This window comes from Pseudomonas sp. P4_B3, from assembly GCF_056402295.1.
On record NZ_JBFUHR010000036.1, the window covers coordinates 16,311 to 35,782 of the forward strand.

General features: G+C 60.2%; 20 protein-coding genes and 1 pseudogene. 8 read left to right on the top strand and 13 right to left on the bottom strand.

The genetic code is table 11. From position 1 onward, the window contains the following. Positions 1-16 precede the first annotated feature (16 nt). The 3 genes from dsbG to dsbD are packed head-to-tail and all read right to left on the bottom strand — an operon-like array spanning position 17 to position 3,350. The gene (gene dsbG / locus AC1DWG_RS29440; RefSeq protein WP_477765426.1) at positions 17-784 is read right to left on the bottom strand and encodes a thiol:disulfide interchange protein DsbG; all 768 of its coding nucleotides are present in this window, start codon (positions 782-784) and stop codon (positions 17-19) included. Beyond that, the gene (locus AC1DWG_RS29445; RefSeq protein ID WP_477756475.1) at positions 760-1,614 is read right to left on the bottom strand and encodes a TlpA family protein disulfide reductase; all 855 of its coding nucleotides are present in this window, start codon (positions 1,612-1,614) and stop codon (positions 760-762) included. Before AC1DWG_RS29445 ends, dsbG begins: the two co-directional genes overlap by 25 nt. Then, entirely contained in the window at positions 1,614-3,350 is a 1,737-nt protein-coding gene (dsbD, locus tag AC1DWG_RS29450) for a protein-disulfide reductase DsbD (protein ID WP_477765428.1), read from the bottom strand. Before dsbD ends, AC1DWG_RS29445 begins: the two co-directional genes overlap by 1 nt. Positions 3,351-3,504: 154 nt before the next feature. On the opposite strand from dsbD, the gene AC1DWG_RS29455 reads away from it, so the two are divergent. Continuing rightward, positions 3,505-4,185 (top strand): response regulator, encoded by a 681-nt coding sequence (locus AC1DWG_RS29455; RefSeq protein WP_008020398.1) that lies wholly within the window; start codon positions 3,505-3,507, stop codon positions 4,183-4,185. Next, the gene (locus AC1DWG_RS29460; protein WP_477765429.1) at positions 4,182-5,507 is read left to right on the top strand and encodes an ATP-binding protein; all 1,326 of its coding nucleotides are present in this window, start codon (positions 4,182-4,184) and stop codon (positions 5,505-5,507) included. The genes AC1DWG_RS29455 and AC1DWG_RS29460 overlap by 4 nt, the downstream gene beginning before the upstream one ends. A gap of 333 nt (positions 5,508-5,840) precedes the next feature. Here the strand turns inward: AC1DWG_RS29460 and AC1DWG_RS29465 are convergent. The 5 genes and pseudogenes from AC1DWG_RS29465 to AC1DWG_RS29485 form a co-directional block, all read right to left on the bottom strand. After that, positions 5,841-6,149 (bottom strand): annotated as a pseudogene (locus tag AC1DWG_RS29465) (DUF6162 family protein); the annotation flags it as partial. Further along, complete coding sequence (locus AC1DWG_RS29470; protein ID WP_477765430.1) at positions 6,146-6,475, bottom strand: hypothetical protein; 330 nt, start codon at positions 6,473-6,475, stop codon at positions 6,146-6,148. The gene AC1DWG_RS29470 and the pseudogene AC1DWG_RS29465, both read right to left, overlap by 4 nt. Continuing rightward, positions 6,472-7,014: a thiamine pyrophosphate-binding protein gene (locus AC1DWG_RS29475; protein ID WP_477765431.1), complete on the bottom strand. Its 543-nt coding sequence runs from the start codon at positions 7,012-7,014 to the stop codon at positions 6,472-6,474. Before AC1DWG_RS29475 ends, AC1DWG_RS29470 begins: the two co-directional genes overlap by 4 nt. Further along, positions 7,011-8,213, bottom strand: coding sequence for a PepSY-associated TM helix domain-containing protein (locus AC1DWG_RS29480; RefSeq protein WP_477788713.1), 1,203 nt, complete (start codon positions 8,211-8,213; stop codon positions 7,011-7,013). Before AC1DWG_RS29480 ends, AC1DWG_RS29475 begins: the two co-directional genes overlap by 4 nt. A 289-nt stretch (positions 8,214-8,502) precedes the next feature. Next, a complete protein-coding gene (locus AC1DWG_RS29485) occupies positions 8,503-8,961 on the bottom strand; it encodes a VOC family protein (protein WP_477756045.1) in 459 nt (152 codons plus the stop codon). Between the two features lie 290 nt (positions 8,962-9,251). Between AC1DWG_RS29485 and AC1DWG_RS29490 the strand changes: the two genes are divergently transcribed. The 4 genes from AC1DWG_RS29490 (at position 9,252) to AC1DWG_RS29505 (ending at position 13,475) form a co-directional block, all read left to right on the top strand. After that, positions 9,252-9,521: a hypothetical protein gene (locus AC1DWG_RS29490; RefSeq protein WP_477756046.1), complete on the top strand. Its 270-nt coding sequence runs from the start codon at positions 9,252-9,254 to the stop codon at positions 9,519-9,521. 101 nt (positions 9,522-9,622) lie between these two features. Next, a complete protein-coding gene (locus tag AC1DWG_RS29495) occupies positions 9,623-10,237 on the top strand; it encodes a LysE family translocator (RefSeq protein WP_008054246.1) in 615 nt (204 codons plus the stop codon). A gap of 206 nt (positions 10,238-10,443) precedes the next feature. Beyond that, positions 10,444-11,601: a cysteine desulfurase family protein gene (locus AC1DWG_RS29500; RefSeq protein ID WP_477788714.1), complete on the top strand. Its 1,158-nt coding sequence runs from the start codon at positions 10,444-10,446 to the stop codon at positions 11,599-11,601. 65 nt (positions 11,602-11,666) lie between these two features. Beyond that, positions 11,667-13,475: an aminopeptidase P family protein gene (locus AC1DWG_RS29505; protein WP_477788715.1), complete on the top strand. Its 1,809-nt coding sequence runs from the start codon at positions 11,667-11,669 to the stop codon at positions 13,473-13,475. A 28-nt stretch (positions 13,476-13,503) separates the two neighbouring features. On the opposite strand, the gene AC1DWG_RS29510 is transcribed toward AC1DWG_RS29505, so the two are convergent. Next, complete coding sequence (locus AC1DWG_RS29510; protein WP_477765436.1) at positions 13,504-14,424, bottom strand: LysR family transcriptional regulator; 921 nt, start codon at positions 14,422-14,424, stop codon at positions 13,504-13,506. 104 nt (positions 14,425-14,528) lie between these two features. On the opposite strand from AC1DWG_RS29510, the gene AC1DWG_RS29515 reads away from it, so the two are divergent. Beyond that, a complete protein-coding gene (locus AC1DWG_RS29515) occupies positions 14,529-15,527 on the top strand; it encodes a zinc-dependent alcohol dehydrogenase family protein (RefSeq protein ID WP_477788716.1) in 999 nt (332 codons plus the stop codon). Here AC1DWG_RS29515 and AC1DWG_RS29520 read toward each other — a convergent pair. Together AC1DWG_RS29520 and AC1DWG_RS29525 are read right to left on the bottom strand one after the other, a co-directional pair. Then, complete coding sequence (locus AC1DWG_RS29520) at positions 15,524-16,114, bottom strand: 2-hydroxychromene-2-carboxylate isomerase (protein ID WP_477756616.1); 591 nt, start codon at positions 16,112-16,114, stop codon at positions 15,524-15,526. The two genes, AC1DWG_RS29515 and AC1DWG_RS29520, sit on opposite strands and share 4 nt — an antisense overlap. Before the next feature lie 36 nt (positions 16,115-16,150). Further along, the gene (locus AC1DWG_RS29525) at positions 16,151-16,879 is read right to left on the bottom strand and encodes an SDR family oxidoreductase (protein WP_477756615.1); all 729 of its coding nucleotides are present in this window, start codon (positions 16,877-16,879) and stop codon (positions 16,151-16,153) included. A gap of 93 nt (positions 16,880-16,972) precedes the next feature. On the opposite strand from AC1DWG_RS29525, the gene AC1DWG_RS29530 reads away from it, so the two are divergent. Next, the gene (locus tag AC1DWG_RS29530; protein ID WP_477788717.1) at positions 16,973-17,533 is read left to right on the top strand and encodes a TetR/AcrR family transcriptional regulator; all 561 of its coding nucleotides are present in this window, start codon (positions 16,973-16,975) and stop codon (positions 17,531-17,533) included. 14 nt (positions 17,534-17,547) lie between these two features. Here the strand turns inward: AC1DWG_RS29530 and AC1DWG_RS29535 are convergent, their stop codons facing one another. Then, positions 17,548-17,829 (bottom strand): hypothetical protein, encoded by a 282-nt coding sequence (locus AC1DWG_RS29535; RefSeq protein ID WP_477756613.1) that lies wholly within the window; start codon positions 17,827-17,829, stop codon positions 17,548-17,550. A 169-nt stretch (positions 17,830-17,998) separates the two neighbouring features. Continuing rightward, the gene (rhtA, locus tag AC1DWG_RS29540) at positions 17,999-18,886 is read right to left on the bottom strand and encodes a threonine/homoserine exporter RhtA (RefSeq protein WP_008020439.1); all 888 of its coding nucleotides are present in this window, start codon (positions 18,884-18,886) and stop codon (positions 17,999-18,001) included. Positions 18,887-19,472: the final 586 nt, after the last annotated feature.

Consider the following 19,472-nt stretch of genomic DNA (forward strand, 5'->3'; position numbering starts at 1 on the left):
GATCTTTTGATCTTGCTTACTTCGGCCCGAGAATCTTTGCCAGTTTGTCCGGCGACGGCGCGCCTTGCTGCTGTTGCAGATTACCCTTGTCGTCCATGTAGAAAATCGCCGGCGTCGCCTGCAACTCCAGCTCTTCCATCAATTGCATGTTGGCCGCGAATTTTGCCTGGATCGCCGGCGGCACTTCCTTCAAGGCCTTGAGCGAGCTGCCCTTGCCAGCGGCTTCGTGATCCTGCAGGGCTTTTTCCGGGTCTTTGGCCGCGAGCAGTGCGGCGGATTTCCCCGGGCTGTCCTCGCGGATGATGCCCACCATGATGTGGCGCAACTGCACCTTGCCAGCCTTGACCCACGGCCGGGCCTGTTCCCAGAACATGTTGCAGTACGGGCAGTTCGGGTCACTGAACAGGTACACCACGCGCGGCGCATCCTTCTTGCCGTCGCCGATCCAGTTGCTGGTTTCGAACTTGGCCCAGACTTCCTTGGCCATCGGCGCATACACCAGTTTCTGCAAGGGTGCGCTGCTCAGGTCATTGCCCTCGGCGTCATACAGGTTGCCCAGCAACACGTGTTTGCCGTCCGGGGTCAGGTACAGCGCCATGCCGCGGCTCTGGTATTGCGCGGCATAACCGCGCAAGCCGTCGGGGGCGTCGAACTGGCCGACGATTTTCGCGCCCTTGGCCTCGATTTTCTTGATGGCATCGGGCAACTCTTCGGCCTGCACCGATGGCAGGTGCAACAGGGCAGCACCGAGGCTCAGGGTCAGCAGGTGGCGGAGGCGGGGCATGGCAATTTCCTTGAAGAGGTGGCGGGTACGGTGTCGAAGTTTTCCAGCGCGCGGGCCAGGCTGGCTTCCGACAACTCGCCCAGATGGCTGCCCAGCAGGCGACCTTCGGAGCTGTAGAACAGCGTAGTCGGCAATGCCATGGAGCCGACGGCCTGGCTCAGGCGCCCGCCACCGTCGAACAGCACGTTGGACAGGCTCAGGCCCTGGGTTTCCAGAAAGGTCGCGACGCTTTGCATGCTTTCCGCCTGATTGACGAACAGGAAGGTCAGGTCTGGCCGGTGTTGCTGGGCGTTTTCCAGTACCGGCATTTCCCGGCGGCACGGCGGGCACCAGGTGGCCCAGAGATTGATCACCAACGGGCCGCCCTTGTAGTCGGCCAGTTGCACGGTTTCGCCGGCGGCGTTGCGCAGGGCGATTTCCGGCAGGCGTGTGCCTTGTTCATAAATCGACAGGGAGAATGTCGCCAACAGCCAGAACGCCAGGCCGCTGGTCACGCCAAAGCCCAATGGGCGGCGCAAACCCGGGCGACGCCAGCCGCGATACAGCGTGGCAAGCAAAACCACAGTCACTCCCGGCCAGGCGAGGAAACCGCCATCGCGCAGGTCGATGATCTGCCACGGATCGTTGCGATAGTGGGCCCAATAGACTGCCACGAAGCTGACCCGGGCCGCCAGCATGCCCAGTAGAAACAGGCTGAACAGTACCGACTCGGGGTTGTCACCGCCACGCTTGGCCACCCGCCAGCCGACAAACGTGGCCAGCGCCAGCGCACTGATCAGCAGCAGATGATTAAGCGCAATGGCAAAGGTGCCGAGGGTGAAGGTCAGCATTAACGGGCGTCTCGGGTGTTGGTCCAGCGTTGCAGGAAAGTATCGGCATCGACCTCGCCAGTGATGCGCTGGCTGCGACGCTCTTCACCGTCAGCGCCAATCCACAGCAGGCTGGGTGGCCCTGGCACTTTGTAACGGCCGAGCAGTTCGCGGCTGGCGGCATTGTCGGCGGTGACGTCCAGTCGGAGCAAGCGCACGTCGCTCAGGGCTTCCATGACATTGGCTTTGCCGAACACCTGTTTTTCCATGACCTTGCACGACACGCACCAGTCGGCATAGTAGTCCAGCAGCACCCACTGGCCCTGAGCCTGCGCGGCGTCGAGTTCCCGTTGCAGTGCCTGCGGATCCTTGATGGTGGTGAAGGCATCGTGGCCAACCGGCACCGCGGCCACCGCCTGGTTCGAGGAGCGGAAGACTTGCAACGGCTTGAACGGATCGTCACTGCCACCGGCCGCACCGATCACCAGCATGCCACCCCACAAACCGAGCAACAACGAACTGGCACCAAACAGGTGCGCGATGCGACCGAAACCTTCCGACTGTTTCCAGGCGCTGTAGGCCGCGATCAACAGCAGCGCACCGCACAAGCCGACCCACAGGGACTCGTCCAGCACCGGGCGCAGCATCAGCAACGCGGTGGCGAGGAACAGAAAGCCGAAAATGCCTTTGACCAGGTTCATCCAGGCGCCGGGTTTGGGCATGAAGCGATTACCGACGGTCACCAGCAACAGCAGCGGCACGCCGATACCGATGCCCATGGCGAACAGAATCAATCCGCCATGCAACGCGTTACCGCTTTGCGCGATGTAGAGCAGGGCACCGGCCAGCGGTGCGGTCATGCACGGGCCGACCAGCAGGCCGGACAGCGCCCCCAGCACCCCGGCGCCGATCAGATTGCCGCCACGTTGATTGCGCGAAACGTTTTCCAGGCGATCGCGTACGGCCACCGGCAGTTGCAGTTCGAAGTAGCCGAACATCGGCAGCGCCAGCAGTACGAAAATCGCCGCGAAACTGCCCAGCAGCCAGGGGTTCTGCAACCAGGCTTGCAGGTTCGCCCCGAGGGAGGCGGCCAGGACACCCATCGCCGCATACACCAGGGCCATGCTGACCACGTAACTGCTGGCCAGGGCGAATCCGCGTTTGGGCGTGGCGCCGCTGCCGACGATCAACCCGGCCAGAATCGGCAGCATCGGCAATGAACAAGGCGTGAAGGCCAGCAACAGGCCCAGGCCGAAGAACAGCAAAAGGCTCCAGCCCAGCGCCCGTTGTTGCAGGCTGCTGGCCAGCGCCTGGTCCGGTGCCTCATTGGCCGCACTCTGCGCATTGGCATTGCCCAGGTCCACGACTCTGGTTTGCGGCGGATAACATAAACCGGCATCGGCGCAGCCCTGGTAAATGACCTTGACCTGACCGCTCGAGCCAGCCGGAATCTTCAGTTCCAGGCCCTGACGGTAGACTTGCTGTTCACCGAAAAACTCGTCGCTGTGGGCTTCACCTTCCGGCAACGCGGGATGCTGCCCGACAGGCAATCCGTCGAACTTCAAGCGTTTCTGGTACAGGTAATAGCCGTCGGTGATCTGCCAATAGAGCTGGGTTTCACCGGATTCCAGACGTTCGGAGGTAAACGTGAATGCTTTATCAACCGGGAGAAATTCAGGTTTGGTGTCGAACGGATTGGTTCCCGCCTGGGCCAGGCCCGCGATCAAGAGGGTAAAAAGTAAAAACAGACGATGCATGGATAAGCCTTTGCCCTGTGCTAATGAGGTGCACAGTGGCGGGTGGCGATTAACCGATGATTAACCGCCCCGGCCTTGTGGCGGTGGCGCTTGCGGCATAATGTCGACTTAATCGGTCAACGGCTTAATAGGCTTTATTTCTACGAGGCTCCCCATGCACGTACTGGTTTGCGAAGACGATGAACTGATCGCCAGCGGTATCGTCGCCGGTCTGACCGCCCAGGGTCTGACCGTGGAGCACGTCGCCACGGCGTCCGCCGCCCGGGCGATGCTCAAGGTGGCGGAGTTCGATGTCATGGTGCTCGATCTCGGGTTGCCGGACGAAGATGGCCTCAAGCTTCTGCAGCAGTTGCGCCATCAAGGCCTGGAGTTGCCGGTTTTGATCCTCACCGCCCGGGACTCGGTCACCGACCGCGTCGATGGCTTGCAAGCCGGCGCGGACGACTATCTGCTCAAGCCGTTCGACTTGCGTGAACTCGCTGCACGCTTGCACACGCTGTTGCGGCGGGTGGCGGGGCGCAGCGTCAACCTGATCGAACACGGAGCCCTGACCTACGACCCGAGCAGCCGCGAAACCACGCTCGCGGGACAGCCGGTGGACCTGTCGCGCCGCGAACAGTCGCTGCTGCAAGCCTTGTTGCACAACCGTGGGCGGGTGCTGTCCACCGAGCAACTCAAGGACAGCGTCTATGGCTTCAACGACGAACTGGAAAGCAACGCCCTCAACGTCCATATCCATCACCTGCGGCGTAAACTCGGCAACGGCATTGTCGAGACCGTGCGCGGCCTGGGCTATCGCCTGGGGCCGGCTGATGGCGGAGAAGAATCAAAGTGATGAGTCTGCGTTTGCGCCTGAGCCTGACGCTCGGCGCCGCATTTGCCTTGATCTGGGCCCTGGCCGCGGCCTGGATGCTCAGTGATCTGCGCAATCAAATGATGTTTTCCCTCGACCAGCGCCTGGTGGCGTCGGCACGCATGGTCGCCGGCCTGATGGAGCAACTGCCGCCTGTGCCGAGCAAGGGTGAGGGCACCCATTTCAGCGCCGAACAACTGAACATTCCGGGTGGCATGGCGTGCCAGGTCAGCTCATTGCGCGGTGAAATCCTCGCCCGTAGTCACACCGATCCGCAGCAGGCCCTGGAGGCCGAGAAACTCGGTTTTCACGATCAGATGATCGACGGCGCGCCATGGCGCAGCTTCACCTTGGCCCGGGGCGATCTGCGCATCACCACCGCCGACCGGCAGATCGAGCGCGAGGCGTTGAACATGTCGATCCTGCTGGCCGCTTCGGTGCCGGTGGGCGTGGCGCTACTCGGTTGCCTGTGTTTGCTCTGGCTGGGCATCGGCCAGGGGCTGGCGCCGCTCAACCGCATGCGCGACGCCTTGATGCGCCGCAGTGCCGACTCCCTCGAACCCTTGCAGATCCAGCCGCTGCCCAGCGAGCTGCAACCCTTGCTGGAAACCCAGAACCAGTTGCTCCAGCGCATCGGCAAGACCATCGAGCGCGAACGTCGCCTGACCGGAGACGCGGCCCATGAACTGCGCAGCCCGCTGACCGCGATCAAGACTCACCTGCAAGTGGCGCGGATGACTGACGGCAGCGCCCGGGATCAGTCCCTGGCCCGGGCCGAAGAGGGTGCCGACCGCATGCACCGGACCCTCGAACAATTGCTGTTGCTGGCGCGCGTCGAGGGCAGTCTGTCGTTTGACGACGGTGTGCAGTGCAACGCCGAGCAAGTGGCGAAACTGGCGATCCAGGACGCAGCGAGTGGCGATCGCCAGCGCATCAGGTTTCAGGCGCCGGGCAAGGTTTCCGCCGCGCCGGTACAAATGCCCGCCGTGCTGTCGATTGCCGCGCTGCGCAACCTGCTCGACAACGCACTGCGCCATACCCCCGCCGACAAAGCGGTGGAGTTGAGCCTGGAAACCACCGGCAATCGTGTGCAGTTCTTGGTGCGCGACCATGGGCCGGGGATTGCCGAAGAAGACCTGCAACACCTGACCCAGCGTTTCTGGCGCAACGGCCAGAGCACCGGTTGTGGTCTGGGGCTGGCGATTGTCCAGGCCATCGTCCAGCGTTGCGGTTGCACGTTGCATTTCGATAGCCGGCCGGACGGCTTGCGGGTTGAGCTGACGATGCCGCTGCAATCCATCTGAAAAACACCACAAACCACTGTAGGAGCGGGCTCGCCCGCGATGAGGCCGTCACATTCAACATCATTGTTGACTGTTACACCGCCTTCGCTCCTACAGGGTATTGCGGTGACCGCCAAGAAAGCGGATTGAAAGTCTAAATCCTCTCGACGCCGATACGTTTCCAGAACAGGAAAACCTGCAAGTGCGCCCCGTGACCGGAACGCGCACCTGCCCGGTGTGCAGTTCTGGTCACTATCCACAGCGTATTGAGGGGTCGAGAGATGTCAGTCGCTACCAGCCTTATCGAAGAGCAGTCGGCGACGCCCGCCGAGACGCTTTATCAATTCAACGAATCTGGGCAAATGGCGCAAAACCTTCCTCGGCGAGAGCCTCGGGAGTCGGCGACGTTTGCTGTTCCTGGCGCAGCAGGTGGATCTCGTCCAGCGTCACCCGCAAATCGGCGTAGATACCTTGTTCGGATGCACTGAGGTCACGGCGCGCATCCAGTTGATGGCTGCCGACGTTGCTCACCTCATGGGGTTCACCACGCCAGAGCACCACCGAGCCGGCCACCGCCAAAATCATCAGGCACAGCAGCAGAACGTAGAGGGTTTCGTGACCGGCCCCGGCCGGGCGCACGACTTGGGTCGTTGGAGTGCTCATGGTGCCTCGATGTCCGCTTGGTCGATTTCCACGACGTGACCGGGGCCGGCGTCAAACAGCACATAGAACTCGGCGCCGGGCTTCTTGAAGGTCAGGGTCGAATCAGGCCCGAGCTTGCCCGGCACCAGAATGGTTTCGTCATAGCCGATCACATCGAGAGTCACGCCCGGAGCGCCGCTGCCGTCGGAAAAACCGCCGGTGCACTTGATCTGCTCCGCGTCGATGGCCTTGCATTCGCACATCGGGTTGTGGGCCAGGGCGCTGGCGCTGAAACCGGCGCAGAGCAACAGCAACAGGGCGTTGAGCGAGCGAAGAGGGTTGATCATGGTTTGCCTCCTTGTTTGTTCAACCAGGCGATGGTGGCGGGGGAGGCCTGGCTCAAAGGAATGGATGCCTGATGCATGGCGCCGTCCCAGCCTTCCATGGTGATCCACAGTTCGGCGTCGGCCGTGGTCTTTTCCGGGACGGGCAGTGAGGCGCCCATGCGGTACGGGGCGCCGAAGAAAATCACCCCGGCGGCGCGCAGGCTGCGGGGCTTGCCGATGCGCAGGTAAGTGGCCTTGACCTGGCCGATACAGACCTCGCACAGCGCGACGTTGAAACCCTTCATGTAGCCGGCGGGGCCTTCGAGCATCGGGGCTGAATTGCGCAATTCCGCCAGGCGCAGGCTCCAGGGACCGACCCGGACTTCGCCGACTTCCCGTTCGCCAAGGCCACTGTCGCCGCGCATCAATGCCTCGTCGGCGAAGTACTTGGGCATGAAACCGAGTGGAATCAGCAGCAACAGGACGTTCAGGTGAAAGCGCCATTTGTGCCAGAACACACTCAGGCGCGAGGGTTGCGGGGCTGCAATGTCTTTGCTCACAGGTTGGCCTCCGACACTTCGTTGTTCGTGGTCGGTTGCGCCGCGGTGTCGCGCTGTTTCTTGTTGCTGCGTTTGAAGGCATTGGCCGTGGCCAGCGCCATGCGCTTGGTCCAGATCAGCAGGCCGCTGAGCACCATCATGCTCAGCAGCAGGCCGAAGAATGCCCAGATCAGCTTGATCCACAGTCCGCCGAAATCGCCGGTGTGCAGCGGGCGCATGGACTCGGTGACGAACTCCAGGGCCGAACGGTCCGAGATCGGGCGTGAGGCGGCGATTTCGCCGTTGTACGGGTTGATCGTGACGGTCTGGAACATCAACGGATACCAACCACGTCCGCCGACATCCAAGTGGCTGTAGGCATTGCCCGGCAGGCTGACGAAACTGGCCTCCAGCCCGGAGATTTCCTGGGTGGCGATTTCAATCGCGCGATCAAGGTCGATACGCGACGGGGGCGAGCCATCGGCTGACAGCGGCACCGCTTCGCGGGACATCGCCGGGATGATTTTTTCCGTGGAAATGGAAATCTGGTTATCGGACAGCAGTGCCTGGATCAGGAACCAGGTGCCGGTGACGGAAATCACCGCGATGAACCAGATCGACCAGATACCGCTCAAGCGGTGAAAGTCGCCCCAGAAAATTCGCGCACCGTGGCGAAAGCGCAGGGTCGGGCGGAAGAAGCTTTTCCAGAAGCGTTTGTAGACCACCAGCCCGGTGATCAGCGACGCCAGCAATGGCAAGCCGAGCGACGACACCAGGTACCAGCCCCAGCTATAGCCATTGGTAAAGGGCACCAGCCACCAAGCGTGCAGGGCGCGGGTGAAGGCGCGGAAGTTGAATTGCGGCGCGACACCCTGGATCACGCCGCTGTACGGATTGACATAAATCACCACCGAGCGCCCGTCGGGGTAGCTGACTTCGACATCCAGGGCGAAGTGCGATTCGTCGGGGCGGCTGATGCTCTGCACCACGGTCTGCGGTTCGGCCCTGTTGATGGCCTCGATGACCTGCTGATAGCTGAGCAGCGGAGCATCGTCCGAGGGCTGGCTGGCGCGCATTGGCGGGTTGGCCAGCCAGACGATTTCCTGGCTGATGACGGCCAGGGTTCCGGTCACACAGACAATCAGCACGAAAAACCAGATCGGCAGCGCCAGCCAGCTATGGACCAGGAACCAGATTTTTGAACGGGACTTCTTTGACATGTTGGAGGTCTTGCCTGGATGAGAGGCTACTCGGCTGCGGGCTTCGCAGGGATGAGCGCCCTGAAAGTCCAGTCGTGGTTTTTGCCTACGCGACAGGACTGCATCTAGGTAGGACGGATGAGCAGGGGAAATCCCGAAAGGGGAAATGAAAGAAAATGTTTCGCATTGCCGACAGGTCAGGGGCGGGCATGCTTGCGCAAGTGATCAGCAAGTCGGCGGTGCTGTTGAAGGCGGGGCCCCTGTGGGAGCGAGCCTGCTCGCGAAGAGGCCCGCTCCAGCACCAGGGATTTCAACCCTGGGCAAACATCTCCTTCGCCCGTTGCTCGATCTGCTCCTGGGTCAGGTCTTCCTTGTGCGTGGCCAGGAACCACAGGTGCCCGTAGGGATCTTTCAAGGTCCCTGAACGGTCGCCGTAAAACTGATCCTTGACCTCGGATACAACGGTTGCGCCGGCATCGATCGCCTGTTTGTAGGACTTGTCGACATCCGTCACGTACAAATGCAGACCCACCGACGGCGAATTGTCCGGGTTGCTCAGCGGCCCTTGATCGCACGGTGTGCCCAGCATGATCGGGCAATCGCCGATGCGCAGTTCGGCGTGGCCGACACCGCCATCGGGCATGTTCAGGCGCATGACTTCAATGGCGCCGAAGGCTTTTTTGTAGAAAGCGATGGCTTCGGCGGCTTTGTTGATGCCCAGGTAGGGGGTGATGCTGTGATACCCCTCTGGAATGGGTTTGACGCTCATGATGGATCTCCCTGTTCTTGTAGTGTGAATGGAAAGTGGCTGTGCCGTTGTACGACCGAATAAATATAGGCCAGCCTCTTTCGCCTCACCGATTGCCCGACGAGCAGCAGCGCCATACAAGTGCCATCAAGTCGGGTCCAGCCAATGCGCCCCCGGCCCGCGTTCTCCCAGCGCATCGACAATGATCGCCATTTCTTGATAGCCACTATTGAAAGCGTTGATTTCTGCTGCCCGGGAGGCGCGGGTAGCCTGTGTTCATTGCCTCGAACCCAGTCGCCAGGACGCCAGAAATGAAACCGATGATCGCTACGATGCTGATGCTCGCCGTCTCCGTACTCGCCGGATGTGCCAGCCATGTCTCCCCCGAGCTTCGCCCTTACACGGCTGAAGAAAGCAAGGAACTGGCACTGGAGGCGCTGAACCGCCGCGGTTTGTCCTTTGACGAATACCACGCGAAAAAAGCCGAACTGCTCGGCCAGCCGCAAAAGTCGTTCAACTTCGACAACCAGGGTGAAATGAACGCCGGGCGATCTGTACAGCTCCACGGTCGTCCAAGCTGAGGCGAAACTGTACTGCTCCAAGTTTCGCGTAACTGTCCATGGGTTTTGTCCAGGGTGTGCGATAGGGTCAACACCTGAACGCCCCTGACGGACTGCCACCCATGACGCTCTCTCTCGACCTGCTGCTGGGCTTCGCCCTGTTTGCCCTCGTCACCTCGATCACACCCGGCCCGAACAACACCATGTTGCTGGCATCCGGGGTGAACTTCGGCTTCAACCGCACGATTCCGCACATGCTCGGCATCACCTGTGGCTTCTTTGTACTCGTGGTGGCGGTCGGTTTTGGCCTTGGCGCGGTGTTCCAGACTTACCCTTTGCTCTACACCGTGCTGCGTTATGCGGGGGCGGCGTATTTGCTGTATCTGGCGTGGAAAATCGCCCATTCCGGGCCCATGTCGGAGAGTCAGCAGGGCGAGGCGAAACCGATCAGCTATCTGGGTGCCGCCGCGTTCCAGTGGGTCAATCCCAAGGCCTGGATCATGGCCATTGGCGCCATCAGCACCTACACGCCGATGCAGGGTTACTTCACGAATGTGATCGTGATCGCGGCTGTCTTTGCGATCATCAACCTGCCGAGTGTCGGTGTCTGGGCCGCTTGCGGCACGCTGTTGCGCAACGTTCTGAAGGATCGCCGCTGGCTGCGCCTGTTCAATTGGGGCATGGCCGCGCTGCTCGTGGGTTCGCTGTATCCGCTGTTGCTCGAAAGCTTTAGCTGACGCATTGCTTCAACCGCTTGCCCGATGCCTGTTAAGCTGACTTTTCAGGAGCGTTCCTACGCACTTTTAAATGAAGTAGTTCTTCTTTAACGGCATCCGATCAGGTATTGGTAGCGTTCTGAAAACAGCGCGCAGCTCACAAGGCTGCGCTTTGCCGTTTGCAGTCACGAGCTTCCTGATCCCGGAACACGCTCTGCGAGTCTTTTATGAATAAACGTCCGTTGTATTTCGATTACGCCGCCACCACGCCGGTGGATGAGCGGGTCATCAAGGTGATGGTCGAGTGTCTGGGCTTTACCGGCAATTTCGGCAACCCGGCCTCCAGCTCCCACGTCTTCGGCCAGCAGGCCCGGCAATCGGTCGAACAGGCGCGATGCCAGGTCGCCGAACTGGTCGGCGCGACGCCGGGGCAGATCGTCTGGACCTCCGGCGCCACCGAATCCAACAACCTCGCGCTCAAAGGCGTGGCTCAGGCCCGCGGCATTGGCGGCGGCCATATCATCACCAGCCAGATCGAACACAAGGCCATTCTCGATACTGCGAAGCAACTGCAGGAGGCTGGTGTCGCGGTGACTTATCTGGTGCCGGACGCCGAGGGCCTGATCACCGCGCAAGCGGTCAGCGAAGCCATGCGCGAGGACACCTTCCTGGTGTCGCTGATGCTGGTCAACAACGAACTGGGCACCCTCAACGACATTCCCGCCATCGGTCAGGTCGTGCGTGATCGCGGGGCGTTGTTCCATGTCGACGCCGCACAGGGCGTGGGCAAAGTGGCGATCGATCTCGGGCAGTGGCCGGTGGACCTGATGTCGTTTTCCGCGCACAAGCTCTATGGCCCCAAAGGCATTGGTGCGTTGTACGTCGGTCCGCGTGCACAACAGCGTTTGCAGGCGCAGATCCATGGCGGCGGGCATGAGGGCGGTTTGCGTTCCGGCACGCTGGCGACCCATCAGATCGTGGCCATGGGCGCGGCCTTTGCACTGGCGGCGGCTGCGTTCGATGAAGAGAAAGCCACCATCGTGCGTTTGCGTGAACGCTTGCTCGAGCAATTGCAAAGTGTTCCCGGCGTGCGGCTCAACGGCAGCCCGACCCGGCGCATTCCCCATACCCTGAGCCTGACCTTCAGCGAAGGCGAGTTCAACCCGGCGGCGTTGCTGGCCTCGATCGCGTTTTCCGCGGCCTCGGCCTGCAATTCCGCGAGCAATACCCCATCCCATGTACTGCTGGCCCTGGGGCATGATGCCCGTTCGGCCAGTCGCACCATTCGTTTGAGCCTCGGGCGTTTCACCACCGAGCAGGACATCGACCAGGCGGTTCAACTGATCAAGGCGGCCTGCGCCAGTGCTCCGGCATTCTGGCAATAAGGCGACGAAGCGCCGGCGCTGATCGGCACCCAACAATAATGATGAAGTGGTTAGCAGGAGACACGATGAATACGCAGCTTTCGATCAATGGATCGGTGCCTCAGCGCCTGGCGCAAACCCGCGAATTGATGAGCCGGGAGGGCATTCACGCCTTGCTGGTGCCGTCGGCCGACCCGCACTTGTCCGAATACCTGCCGGGCTACTGGCAGGGGCGTCAGTGGTTGTCGGGTTTCCATGGTTCGGTCGGCACCCTGATCGTGACCCCGGATTTTGCCGGCGTCTGGGCCGACAGCCGTTATTGGGAGCAGGCGACCAAGGAGCTCAAGGGCAGCGGCATTGATCTGGTCAAGCTGCAACCGGGTCAGCCCGGGCCACTGGAATGGCTGGCCGAGCAAACCCCCGAGGGGGGCGTTGTCGCGGTCGATGGCGCGGTCATGGCCGTGGCTTCGGCACGGACCCTGGGCAGCAAGCTTGAAGAGCGTGGCGCCCGTCTGCGCACCGACATCGACCTGCTGAGCGGAGTCTGGAACGACCGCCCAGTCCTGCCGAACGAACCGATCTATCAGCACTTGCCACCACAGGCGACCGTCAGCCGTGGCGAAAAACTCGCCAAACTGCGTGAAACCCTTCAGGCGCGGGGTGCCGACTGGCATTTCATCGCCACCCTGGATGACATCGCCTGGCTGTTCAACCTGCGTGGCGGCGACGTGTCGTTCAACCCGGTGTTTGTTTCATTCGCCTTGATCAATCAGCAACAGGCCACGCTGTTCGTTGCCTTGAGCAAAGTCAGCGCCGAGTTGCGCGCCATCCTCGAACAGGACGGCGTGACCTTGCGCGATTACAGCGAAGTCTCTGCCGCACTGCGTGCCGTACCGAGCGGTGCGAGCCTGCAAGTCGACCCGGCGCGGGTCACGGCGGGGTTGCTGGACAACCTCGACAGCGGAGTGAGGCTGATCGAAGGCCTGAACCCGACGACCCTGGCCAAATCGCAAAAGAGCCTGGCCGATGCCGAACACATCCGTCAGGCCATGGAACAGGACGGCGCAGCGCTGTGCGAATTCTTTGCCTGGCTGGACTTGGCGCTGGGGCGCGAGCGCATCACCGAACTGACCATCGACGAAAAACTCACCGCCGCCCGTGAGCGCCGTCCGGATTATGTGTCGCTGAGTTTCAACACCATCGCCGCGTTCAACGCCAATGGCGCGATGCCGCACTACCACGCCACCGAAGAGGAACACGCGGTGATCGAAGGGGACGGCCTGCTGCTGATCGACTCTGGCGGCCAGTACCTGGGCGGCACCACTGACATCACGCGGATGGTTGCGGTGGGCACACCGACCGATGAGCAAAAGCGCGATTGCACCCGCGTGCTCAAGGGCGTGATTGCCTTGTCCCGCGCGCAGTTCCCGAAAGGCATCCTGTCGCCGCTGCTCGATGCCATCGCCCGTGCGCCCATCTGGGCGGAAAGTGTCGACTACGGTCACGGCACCGGTCATGGCGTCGGTTACTTCCTGAACGTCCACGAAGGTCCGCAAGTCATCGCTTATCAGGCCGCGCCTGCACCGCAAACTGCGATGCAACCCGGCATGATCACGTCCATTGAACCGGGCACCTATCGTCCGGGTCGTTGGGGGGTGCGGATCGAAAACCTGGCGATGAACCGTGAGGCGGGCAAGAGCGAATTCGGCGATTTCCTGAAGTTCGAAACGCTGACCCTGTGCCCGATCGACACACGTTGCCTGGAAACATCGTTGCTGTCGGACGAGGAAAAACAGTGGTTCAACGCCTACCACGCCGAAGTGCGTGAGCGTCTGAGTCCGTTGGTCGAGGGTGTTGCACTTGAGTGGCTGAACACTCGCACTACGGCTATCTGATCGGGTACAGCTACTGGTTCCTGTGTAGCTATTTGTTTATGTGCAGCTCAGGCGCTTTTTCCAGCGCCTGAGCCATATAGTCGACAAAGGCTTTGACCCTGGCGGATTGGCGACGATTCGCCAGGGATACGGCATAAATTGGCAGCGACAACGTACTGTAGTCCTGCAAAATCGCGCTCACCCGGCCGGCGCTCAGGTCTTCGCTGAATAGCCACACCGGTGACAGCGCAATCCCCAATCCCCCCAGCACCATTTCGCGGATCGCCTCGGAATTGTTGCTCTGCGCATTGCCCTTGATCCGCACTTCGTGGCGTTGGGCGTCTTTTGTGTACACCCACAGGTTTTGACTGCTCAGCAGGTTGAACATCAGGCAGTTGTGCCTGCCCAGTTCCTGCGGTGTTTGCGGTTGGCCGTTTTGCCTGAGGTAGTCAGGTGATGCGACGGTCACACGTTGGGTACTGCCGACATGGCGAGCGATCAGGCCACTGTCGTTCAGGGCACCGATCCGGAATGTGACGTCCAGCCCTTCGCCGACCAGATCCAGGTTTTGATCGCTCAGTTGCAGGTCTATCTGTACGTCAGGGTAGTGTTTGAGAAAGTCCGGCAACCGGGGTGCGATCTGCAGGCGCCCGAAACTCACCGACGAGCCGATTTTCAGAGGTCCGGCGACCCTTTCCCGACCGGACTGGAAGCTATGTTCTGCCGCATCCACGGCGGCGAGGATGGTCCGGCATTCGTTGTAATAGCGCTGACCTTCGTCCGTCAGGGATAGCTTGCGGGTGCTGCGGGCAATCAGCTTTCCGCCCAATCGGGTTTCCAGTGCTTGCAATACTTTGCTGATGGTCGGCTGGCTGGTCTGCAACTCCCGGGCAACGGCGGAAAAACTGCCCCGTTCGACCACCCGCACGAAAATCGCCATTGCATTGAGTTTGTCCACGGGATTCCTCATTGATGCTGTATCGGCATGATCACTATAGCGATATGGCGTCTTATCGGCATGAATAGGGCGAGGCAAGATTGATCCTGTATTCACTTCTGATGGGACATGGCGAAATGACTGGCTCACTGAATATGCGCGCTCTGATGGTCGACTCGGCCAATGCGCCATTACGTTTGGTTTGCGTTGCACGGCCGGTGCCGCAGGCGGGGCAGGTATTGGTCAGGATCCGGGCCAGCGGTGTGAATCCGCTGGATGGAAAAATCCGCTCCGGGCAGGCGACCCATGCGGGGCAACCATTGCCGGCAATAGTGGGAATGGATCTGGCCGGGACCGTAGCGGCGTTGGGGGAGGGCGTCAGTGGCTGGCTGCCGGGGGATGAGGTGTACGCCATGGCCACCGGTATTGGTGGTATTCAAGGTTCATTGGCCGAATACGCGGCGGTCGATGCACGGCTGTTGGCACGTAAACCGCGCAACTTGAGCATGCGTGAGGCTGCCGGATTGCCGCTGGTGCTGATCACCGCTTGGGAAGGTCTGGTCGACCGGGCTCGCGTTCGGCTCGGGCAGAAGGTATTGATCCATGGTGGCGCCGGTGGTGTTGGCCATGTCGCGGTGCAAATCGCCCGCGCTTTTGGCGCAGAAGTTTTTGCTACGGGCTCTGCCGGGCAGCAGTCGATTATCGAAGGGTTCGGCGCGACGTTTATCGATTACCGCAAGTCTTCGGTTGAAGACTATGTGGCGGAGCATACGGCCGGTGAGGGCTTCGACATTGTCTATGACACAGTGGGGGGGGAAACGCTGGATGCGTCATTCAAGGCGGCACGGATGTATCACGGTCATGTGCTCAGTTGCCTGGGGTGGGGGCAGCACAGCCTGGCACCGCTTTCCTTTCGCGGGGCGACTTACTCCGGTGTCTTCACTTTGCTGCCGCTCCTGACCGGCAAGGGGCGTGAGCATCACGGCGAGATTCTGCACGAGGCGGCGCAGTTGATTGAGGCGGGCAAGCTCGCGCCATTGCTTGACCCGCACTCGTTCACGCTGGAATCCGCAGAAGACGCCCATGTACTGCTCTTGTCAGGAGCGGCAAAGGGGCGGTTGGTGGTCGAGATTTAACCCAGGGCCTCGAGTACGAAGTCCAGTCGATCCTGGCCGAAGTACAGCTGGTTATCGACAAACATGCTCGGCGCACCAAACACTCCTCGCTGCACGGCTTTTTCGGTGTTGTCCTTGAGCAGGGCTTTGACTTCCTCATCGGCGGTCAGGGCCAGCACCTCTTGTGGATCGAATCCGTTTTCGCTCAATACTGCCGCGACGGTTGCCGGTTCATCCAGGCTGCGACCGTCGACCCAAATGGCGTTGAACAGGCAGTCGATGAAGGCGGCAAAGCGTTCAGGGTGGCGCAACTGCATGCCTGTCACGGCGCGCATGAGCATCAAGGTGTTGATCGGGAAGTGCGGATTGAATTTCAGGGGCACGCCGTAGCGTTTGGCGTAGCGGTCCAGATCCTGAAACATGTAGCGGCCCTTGGCCGGGACAGTCGCCGGAGAGGCGTTGCCGGTGGCTTTGAACACTCCGCCCAGCAAGAACGGAATGTAGATCAACCGGGTATCAGTCTGTGCGCAAATTTTCGGTAGCTGGGTATAGGCCAGATAGGTGGCGGGGCTGCCGAGGTCGAAGTAGAACTCCACGGTTTTGCTCATGGTCAAGGCGCTCATCTTGTTGTTTTTTTTGGGGAATTACCAGCGTTCGCTCCAGGGGCGAAGGTCCAGCTCGAAGGTCCAGGCATCGCGGGGCTGGCTGTGCAGGTACCAGTAATTTTCGGCGATATGCTCGGGATTCAGGATGCCATCCTGATCCTTGGTGGCATATTTTTCCGGGAAGCTTTCACGGATGAAGTCGGTATCGATGGCGCCGTCGACGACGACATGGGCAACGTGAATATTCATGGGGCCGAGCTCTCGGGCCATGCTTTGCGCCAGTGCACGAATGCCGTGCTTGGCACCCGCAAATGCGGCGAACCCGGCAGCGCCACGCATGCCTGCGGTGGCGCCGGTGAACAGGATCGTACCCCGCTGGCGCCTGGCCATGCGCTTGGCCACTTCACGCGCGTTGAGGAAGCCGGAAAAACAGGCCATTTCCCAAATCTTGAAATACTTGCGGGCGGTTTCTTCGAGAATGCTGCACGGCACGTTGGCGCCGATGTTGAAGACAAATGCCTCGATGGGGCCGATCTCGCTTTCGATCCGCTCGACCAGCGCGATCACGTCTTCCTCCTTGCGTGCATCGCAGGCAAAACCGTGGGCCTCGCCACCATCGGCCTTGATGGCATCCACCAGTGGCTGGAGCTTGTCCGCACTGCGGCGGGTGACGCAGGCGACAAGACCCTCTTGGGCAAAACGCTTGGCAATGGCGCCGCCCGTGGCATCACCTGCACCGACAACCAGTACGACCTTCTTGTTATTCATGGGTAGATCCCTTTTGGTAAACGATCGTTAGCTAAACGAACGTTATGCTACGATTCGACAAGCGTCAAGGTGATCAACCTCGGGAGAAGGACAATGCGTTATTCGGCCAGTCACAAGCTGGAAACCAGGCAAAGGCTGCTGGAAAGCAGCGCGGTATCGGCCAAGAAATCGGGATTTTCAACGGTGGGCGTGGACGGCCTGATGAAGGCGATTGGCTTGAGTGGCGGTGCTTTCTACAGCCACTTCTCGTCGAAAGACGAGTTGTTCGCAACCATTGTTGAACGTGAGTTGGGTCAAAGTCTGGCGCGACTGGGGGAAGGGCAGGATCGTGACAAGCTTGAGCGCTGCTTGAAACAGTACCTGAGCATGTCTCACGTCGAGAATCCGGAAACCGGTTGTGCATTACCGGCATTGGGGGCGGAAATTGCCCGTTCCGACCTGACAGTCCGCCAACAGGCAGAGCACTGGATTTGTCGGCTTCAGGAAAGTTGGGCAGGTGTTTTGCAAAGCGACAGCCTGGCGTGGGCGATTCTGTCGCAATGTATTGGCGCGCTGGTCGTGGCGCGTATGCTCGCTAGCCCGGATATCCAGCGCACAGTGCTGAAGTCCAGCTACGAGGAAATCGGCCGTCAGATCGCAAGTCCGAGAATCTGACGCGACGACCTTGCCTATTTGCAGATGACGATCATGCTGCGGCTGGTATAACCCGCAGGATTGAGGCCAAAAGGATAGTCGCCGGGCTCTTCCACGGCATCTCCCGACTTGGCAATGACCTTGTATCCCTTGGGTGCGCAGGAGTTGGCGGCGCTGGCGTAGCACTTGTCCCAGGATGAAGACAATCCGGAGCAGTTGATGTGTAGCCCTTTCTTGCCGTGCTTGATCTGTGTTTCCGAGGTCGCTGCGCAGCCTGCAATTGCAAGTACGGCGACCAGTATCAAAATTCGTTTCATTACTGTCCTTTTAGCGTCCCCGGATCTTGTGCCCGGGTCTGGCTGCATTCGCTTTCGCTTGACGCGTACCGATATCCCTATCTGGATTTGTCCATGGCATGACCTTGGGTTGCGGGGCTAAACATGGCCTAGTTGAGCGGTAAATACCAGACCCGTGTCATCTCCGCTCTCAATCTGCCGCTACTGCTGGCCTGGCGGCAGTGCTCATGGTCATGGTTGCGCCGACGGAGGCCAGGATGATGCACAGGATTGCCATCCACTGCGACAGTGAGAGGTATTCATGCAGGAACAGCAAGCCCGATAACGCACCGAAGGCAGGCTCAATGCTCATCAATGTGCCGAAGGTTCTGGCCGGCATGCGGGTCAGAGCGACCATCTCCAGGGTGTAGGGGAGGGCAGTGGACAAGACGGCGACGCCAAGGGCCACGGGGATCAGTGACGGGGTCAGCAATGCGGAGCCGGCATGGACAATACCGATAGGGGCTACAAAAAGCGCGGCGATCATTACCCCCAGTGCGGCGGTTTGCACGCCATTATCGGCCCCGGCCTTTTGGCCAAACAGAATGTACAGTGCCCAGCAGATCCCTGCACCCAAGGCATAACCGGCGCCTACCAGATCGATTCCTGCTGTCGCTTCTCCTGTTGGTATCAGTAACAGCAAGCCGACGGCAGCCAGGGCGATCCACAAAAAGTCGATAGCGCGACGCGAGGCGTAGATCGCCACGGCCAGTGGGCCGGTGAATTCAAGAGCCACCGCGATGCCCAGCGGGACGGTTTGCAATGACATATAGAAGAGGAAGTTCATGCCGCCCAGCGCCATCCCGTAGACGATGACGGTGCGCAGGGATCTTGCGGTGAGTTTTGCCCGCCATGGACGCAGTATCAGCATCATGATCACGCTGGCAAAAATCAGTCGTAATGTTGTCGTCCCCTGAGGGCCAACAACGGAGAACATGCTTTTGGCCAGGGAGGCTCCGGACTGGATCGATGCCATGGCTATGAGCAGCAGCCCAACCGAGAACAGGGTAGAGGCCAGGCTGCGAGGCTGATCATTCATTACGTGGCATCGTCCGAAATATAGGAATCAAGGGTATTTCTTTTTGTGTTGGGCAATATACTGCGCATTCCCCGCAGGCGCGTCTATATATATGCAGTGTTTTTGTACATATCGGTAGAAAGCCAGAATCAGTGCTTGACGGCAGATTCTGGAGGCCTATAATTCGCCCCACTTCCGGCGCAGTCGAAACGGAAAACTCCTTGGTAAACAATGAGTTATGCAGTTTTCGGCAGCAGGTTGCTTCAGGTCATCGAAGCCAAAAGGAAGTTGAAAAAGGGGTGTTGACAGCAGCGTGTAACGCTGTAGAATTCGCCTCCCGCTGACGAGAGATCTGAAGCGCAAGTGGTTGAAGTTGAAAAGGAAACTTGGAAAACTTCTGAAAATAATCACTTGACAGCAAATGAGGCTGCTGTAGAATGCGCGCCTCGGTTGAGACGAAAGATCTTAACCAACCGCTCTTTAACAACTGAATCAAGCAATTCGTGTGGGTGCTTGTGGAGTCAGACTGCTAGTCAACAGATTATCAGCATCACAAGTTACTCCGCGAGAAATCAAAGATGTAACCAACGATTGCTGAGCCAAGTTT

Excerpts from the sequence above, each read along its gene's own strand:
- AC1DWG_RS29490 (WP_477756046.1), top strand. The coding sequence starts at position 9,252 with ATGAAACCGATGATCGCTACGATGCTGATGCTCGCCGTCTCCGTACTC.
- AC1DWG_RS29530 (WP_477788717.1), top strand. The coding sequence starts at position 16,973 with ATGCGTTATTCGGCCAGTCACAAGCTGGAAACCAGGCAAAGGCTGCTG.
- AC1DWG_RS29445 (WP_477756475.1), bottom strand. The coding sequence starts at position 1,614 with ATGCTGACCTTCACCCTCGGCACCTTTGCCATTGCGCTTAATCATCTG.
- rhtA (WP_008020439.1), bottom strand. The coding sequence starts at position 18,886 with ATGAATGATCAGCCTCGCAGCCTGGCCTCTACCCTGTTCTCGGTTGGG.
- AC1DWG_RS29505 (WP_477788715.1), top strand. The coding sequence starts at position 11,667 with ATGAATACGCAGCTTTCGATCAATGGATCGGTGCCTCAGCGCCTGGCG.
- AC1DWG_RS29480 (WP_477788713.1), bottom strand. The coding sequence starts at position 8,213 with ATGTCAAAGAAGTCCCGTTCAAAAATCTGGTTCCTGGTCCATAGCTGG.
- dsbD (WP_477765428.1), bottom strand. The coding sequence starts at position 3,350 with ATGCATCGTCTGTTTTTACTTTTTACCCTCTTGATCGCGGGCCTGGCC.
- AC1DWG_RS29500 (WP_477788714.1), top strand. The coding sequence starts at position 10,444 with ATGAATAAACGTCCGTTGTATTTCGATTACGCCGCCACCACGCCGGTG.
- AC1DWG_RS29455 (WP_008020398.1), top strand. The coding sequence starts at position 3,505 with ATGCACGTACTGGTTTGCGAAGACGATGAACTGATCGCCAGCGGTATC.
- AC1DWG_RS29485 (WP_477756045.1), bottom strand. The coding sequence starts at position 8,961 with ATGAGCGTCAAACCCATTCCAGAGGGGTATCACAGCATCACCCCCTAC.
- AC1DWG_RS29515 (WP_477788716.1), top strand. The coding sequence starts at position 14,529 with ATGACTGGCTCACTGAATATGCGCGCTCTGATGGTCGACTCGGCCAAT.
- dsbG (WP_477765426.1), bottom strand. The coding sequence starts at position 784 with ATGCCCCGCCTCCGCCACCTGCTGACCCTGAGCCTCGGTGCTGCCCTG.
- AC1DWG_RS29535 (WP_477756613.1), bottom strand. The coding sequence starts at position 17,829 with ATGAAACGAATTTTGATACTGGTCGCCGTACTTGCAATTGCAGGCTGC.
- AC1DWG_RS29470 (WP_477765430.1), bottom strand. The coding sequence starts at position 6,475 with ATGATCAACCCTCTTCGCTCGCTCAACGCCCTGTTGCTGTTGCTCTGC.
- AC1DWG_RS29525 (WP_477756615.1), bottom strand. The coding sequence starts at position 16,879 with ATGAATAACAAGAAGGTCGTACTGGTTGTCGGTGCAGGTGATGCCACG.
- AC1DWG_RS29510 (WP_477765436.1), bottom strand. The coding sequence starts at position 14,424 with ATGAGGAATCCCGTGGACAAACTCAATGCAATGGCGATTTTCGTGCGG.
- AC1DWG_RS29520 (WP_477756616.1), bottom strand. The coding sequence starts at position 16,114 with ATGAGCAAAACCGTGGAGTTCTACTTCGACCTCGGCAGCCCCGCCACC.
- AC1DWG_RS29495 (WP_008054246.1), top strand. The coding sequence starts at position 9,623 with ATGACGCTCTCTCTCGACCTGCTGCTGGGCTTCGCCCTGTTTGCCCTC.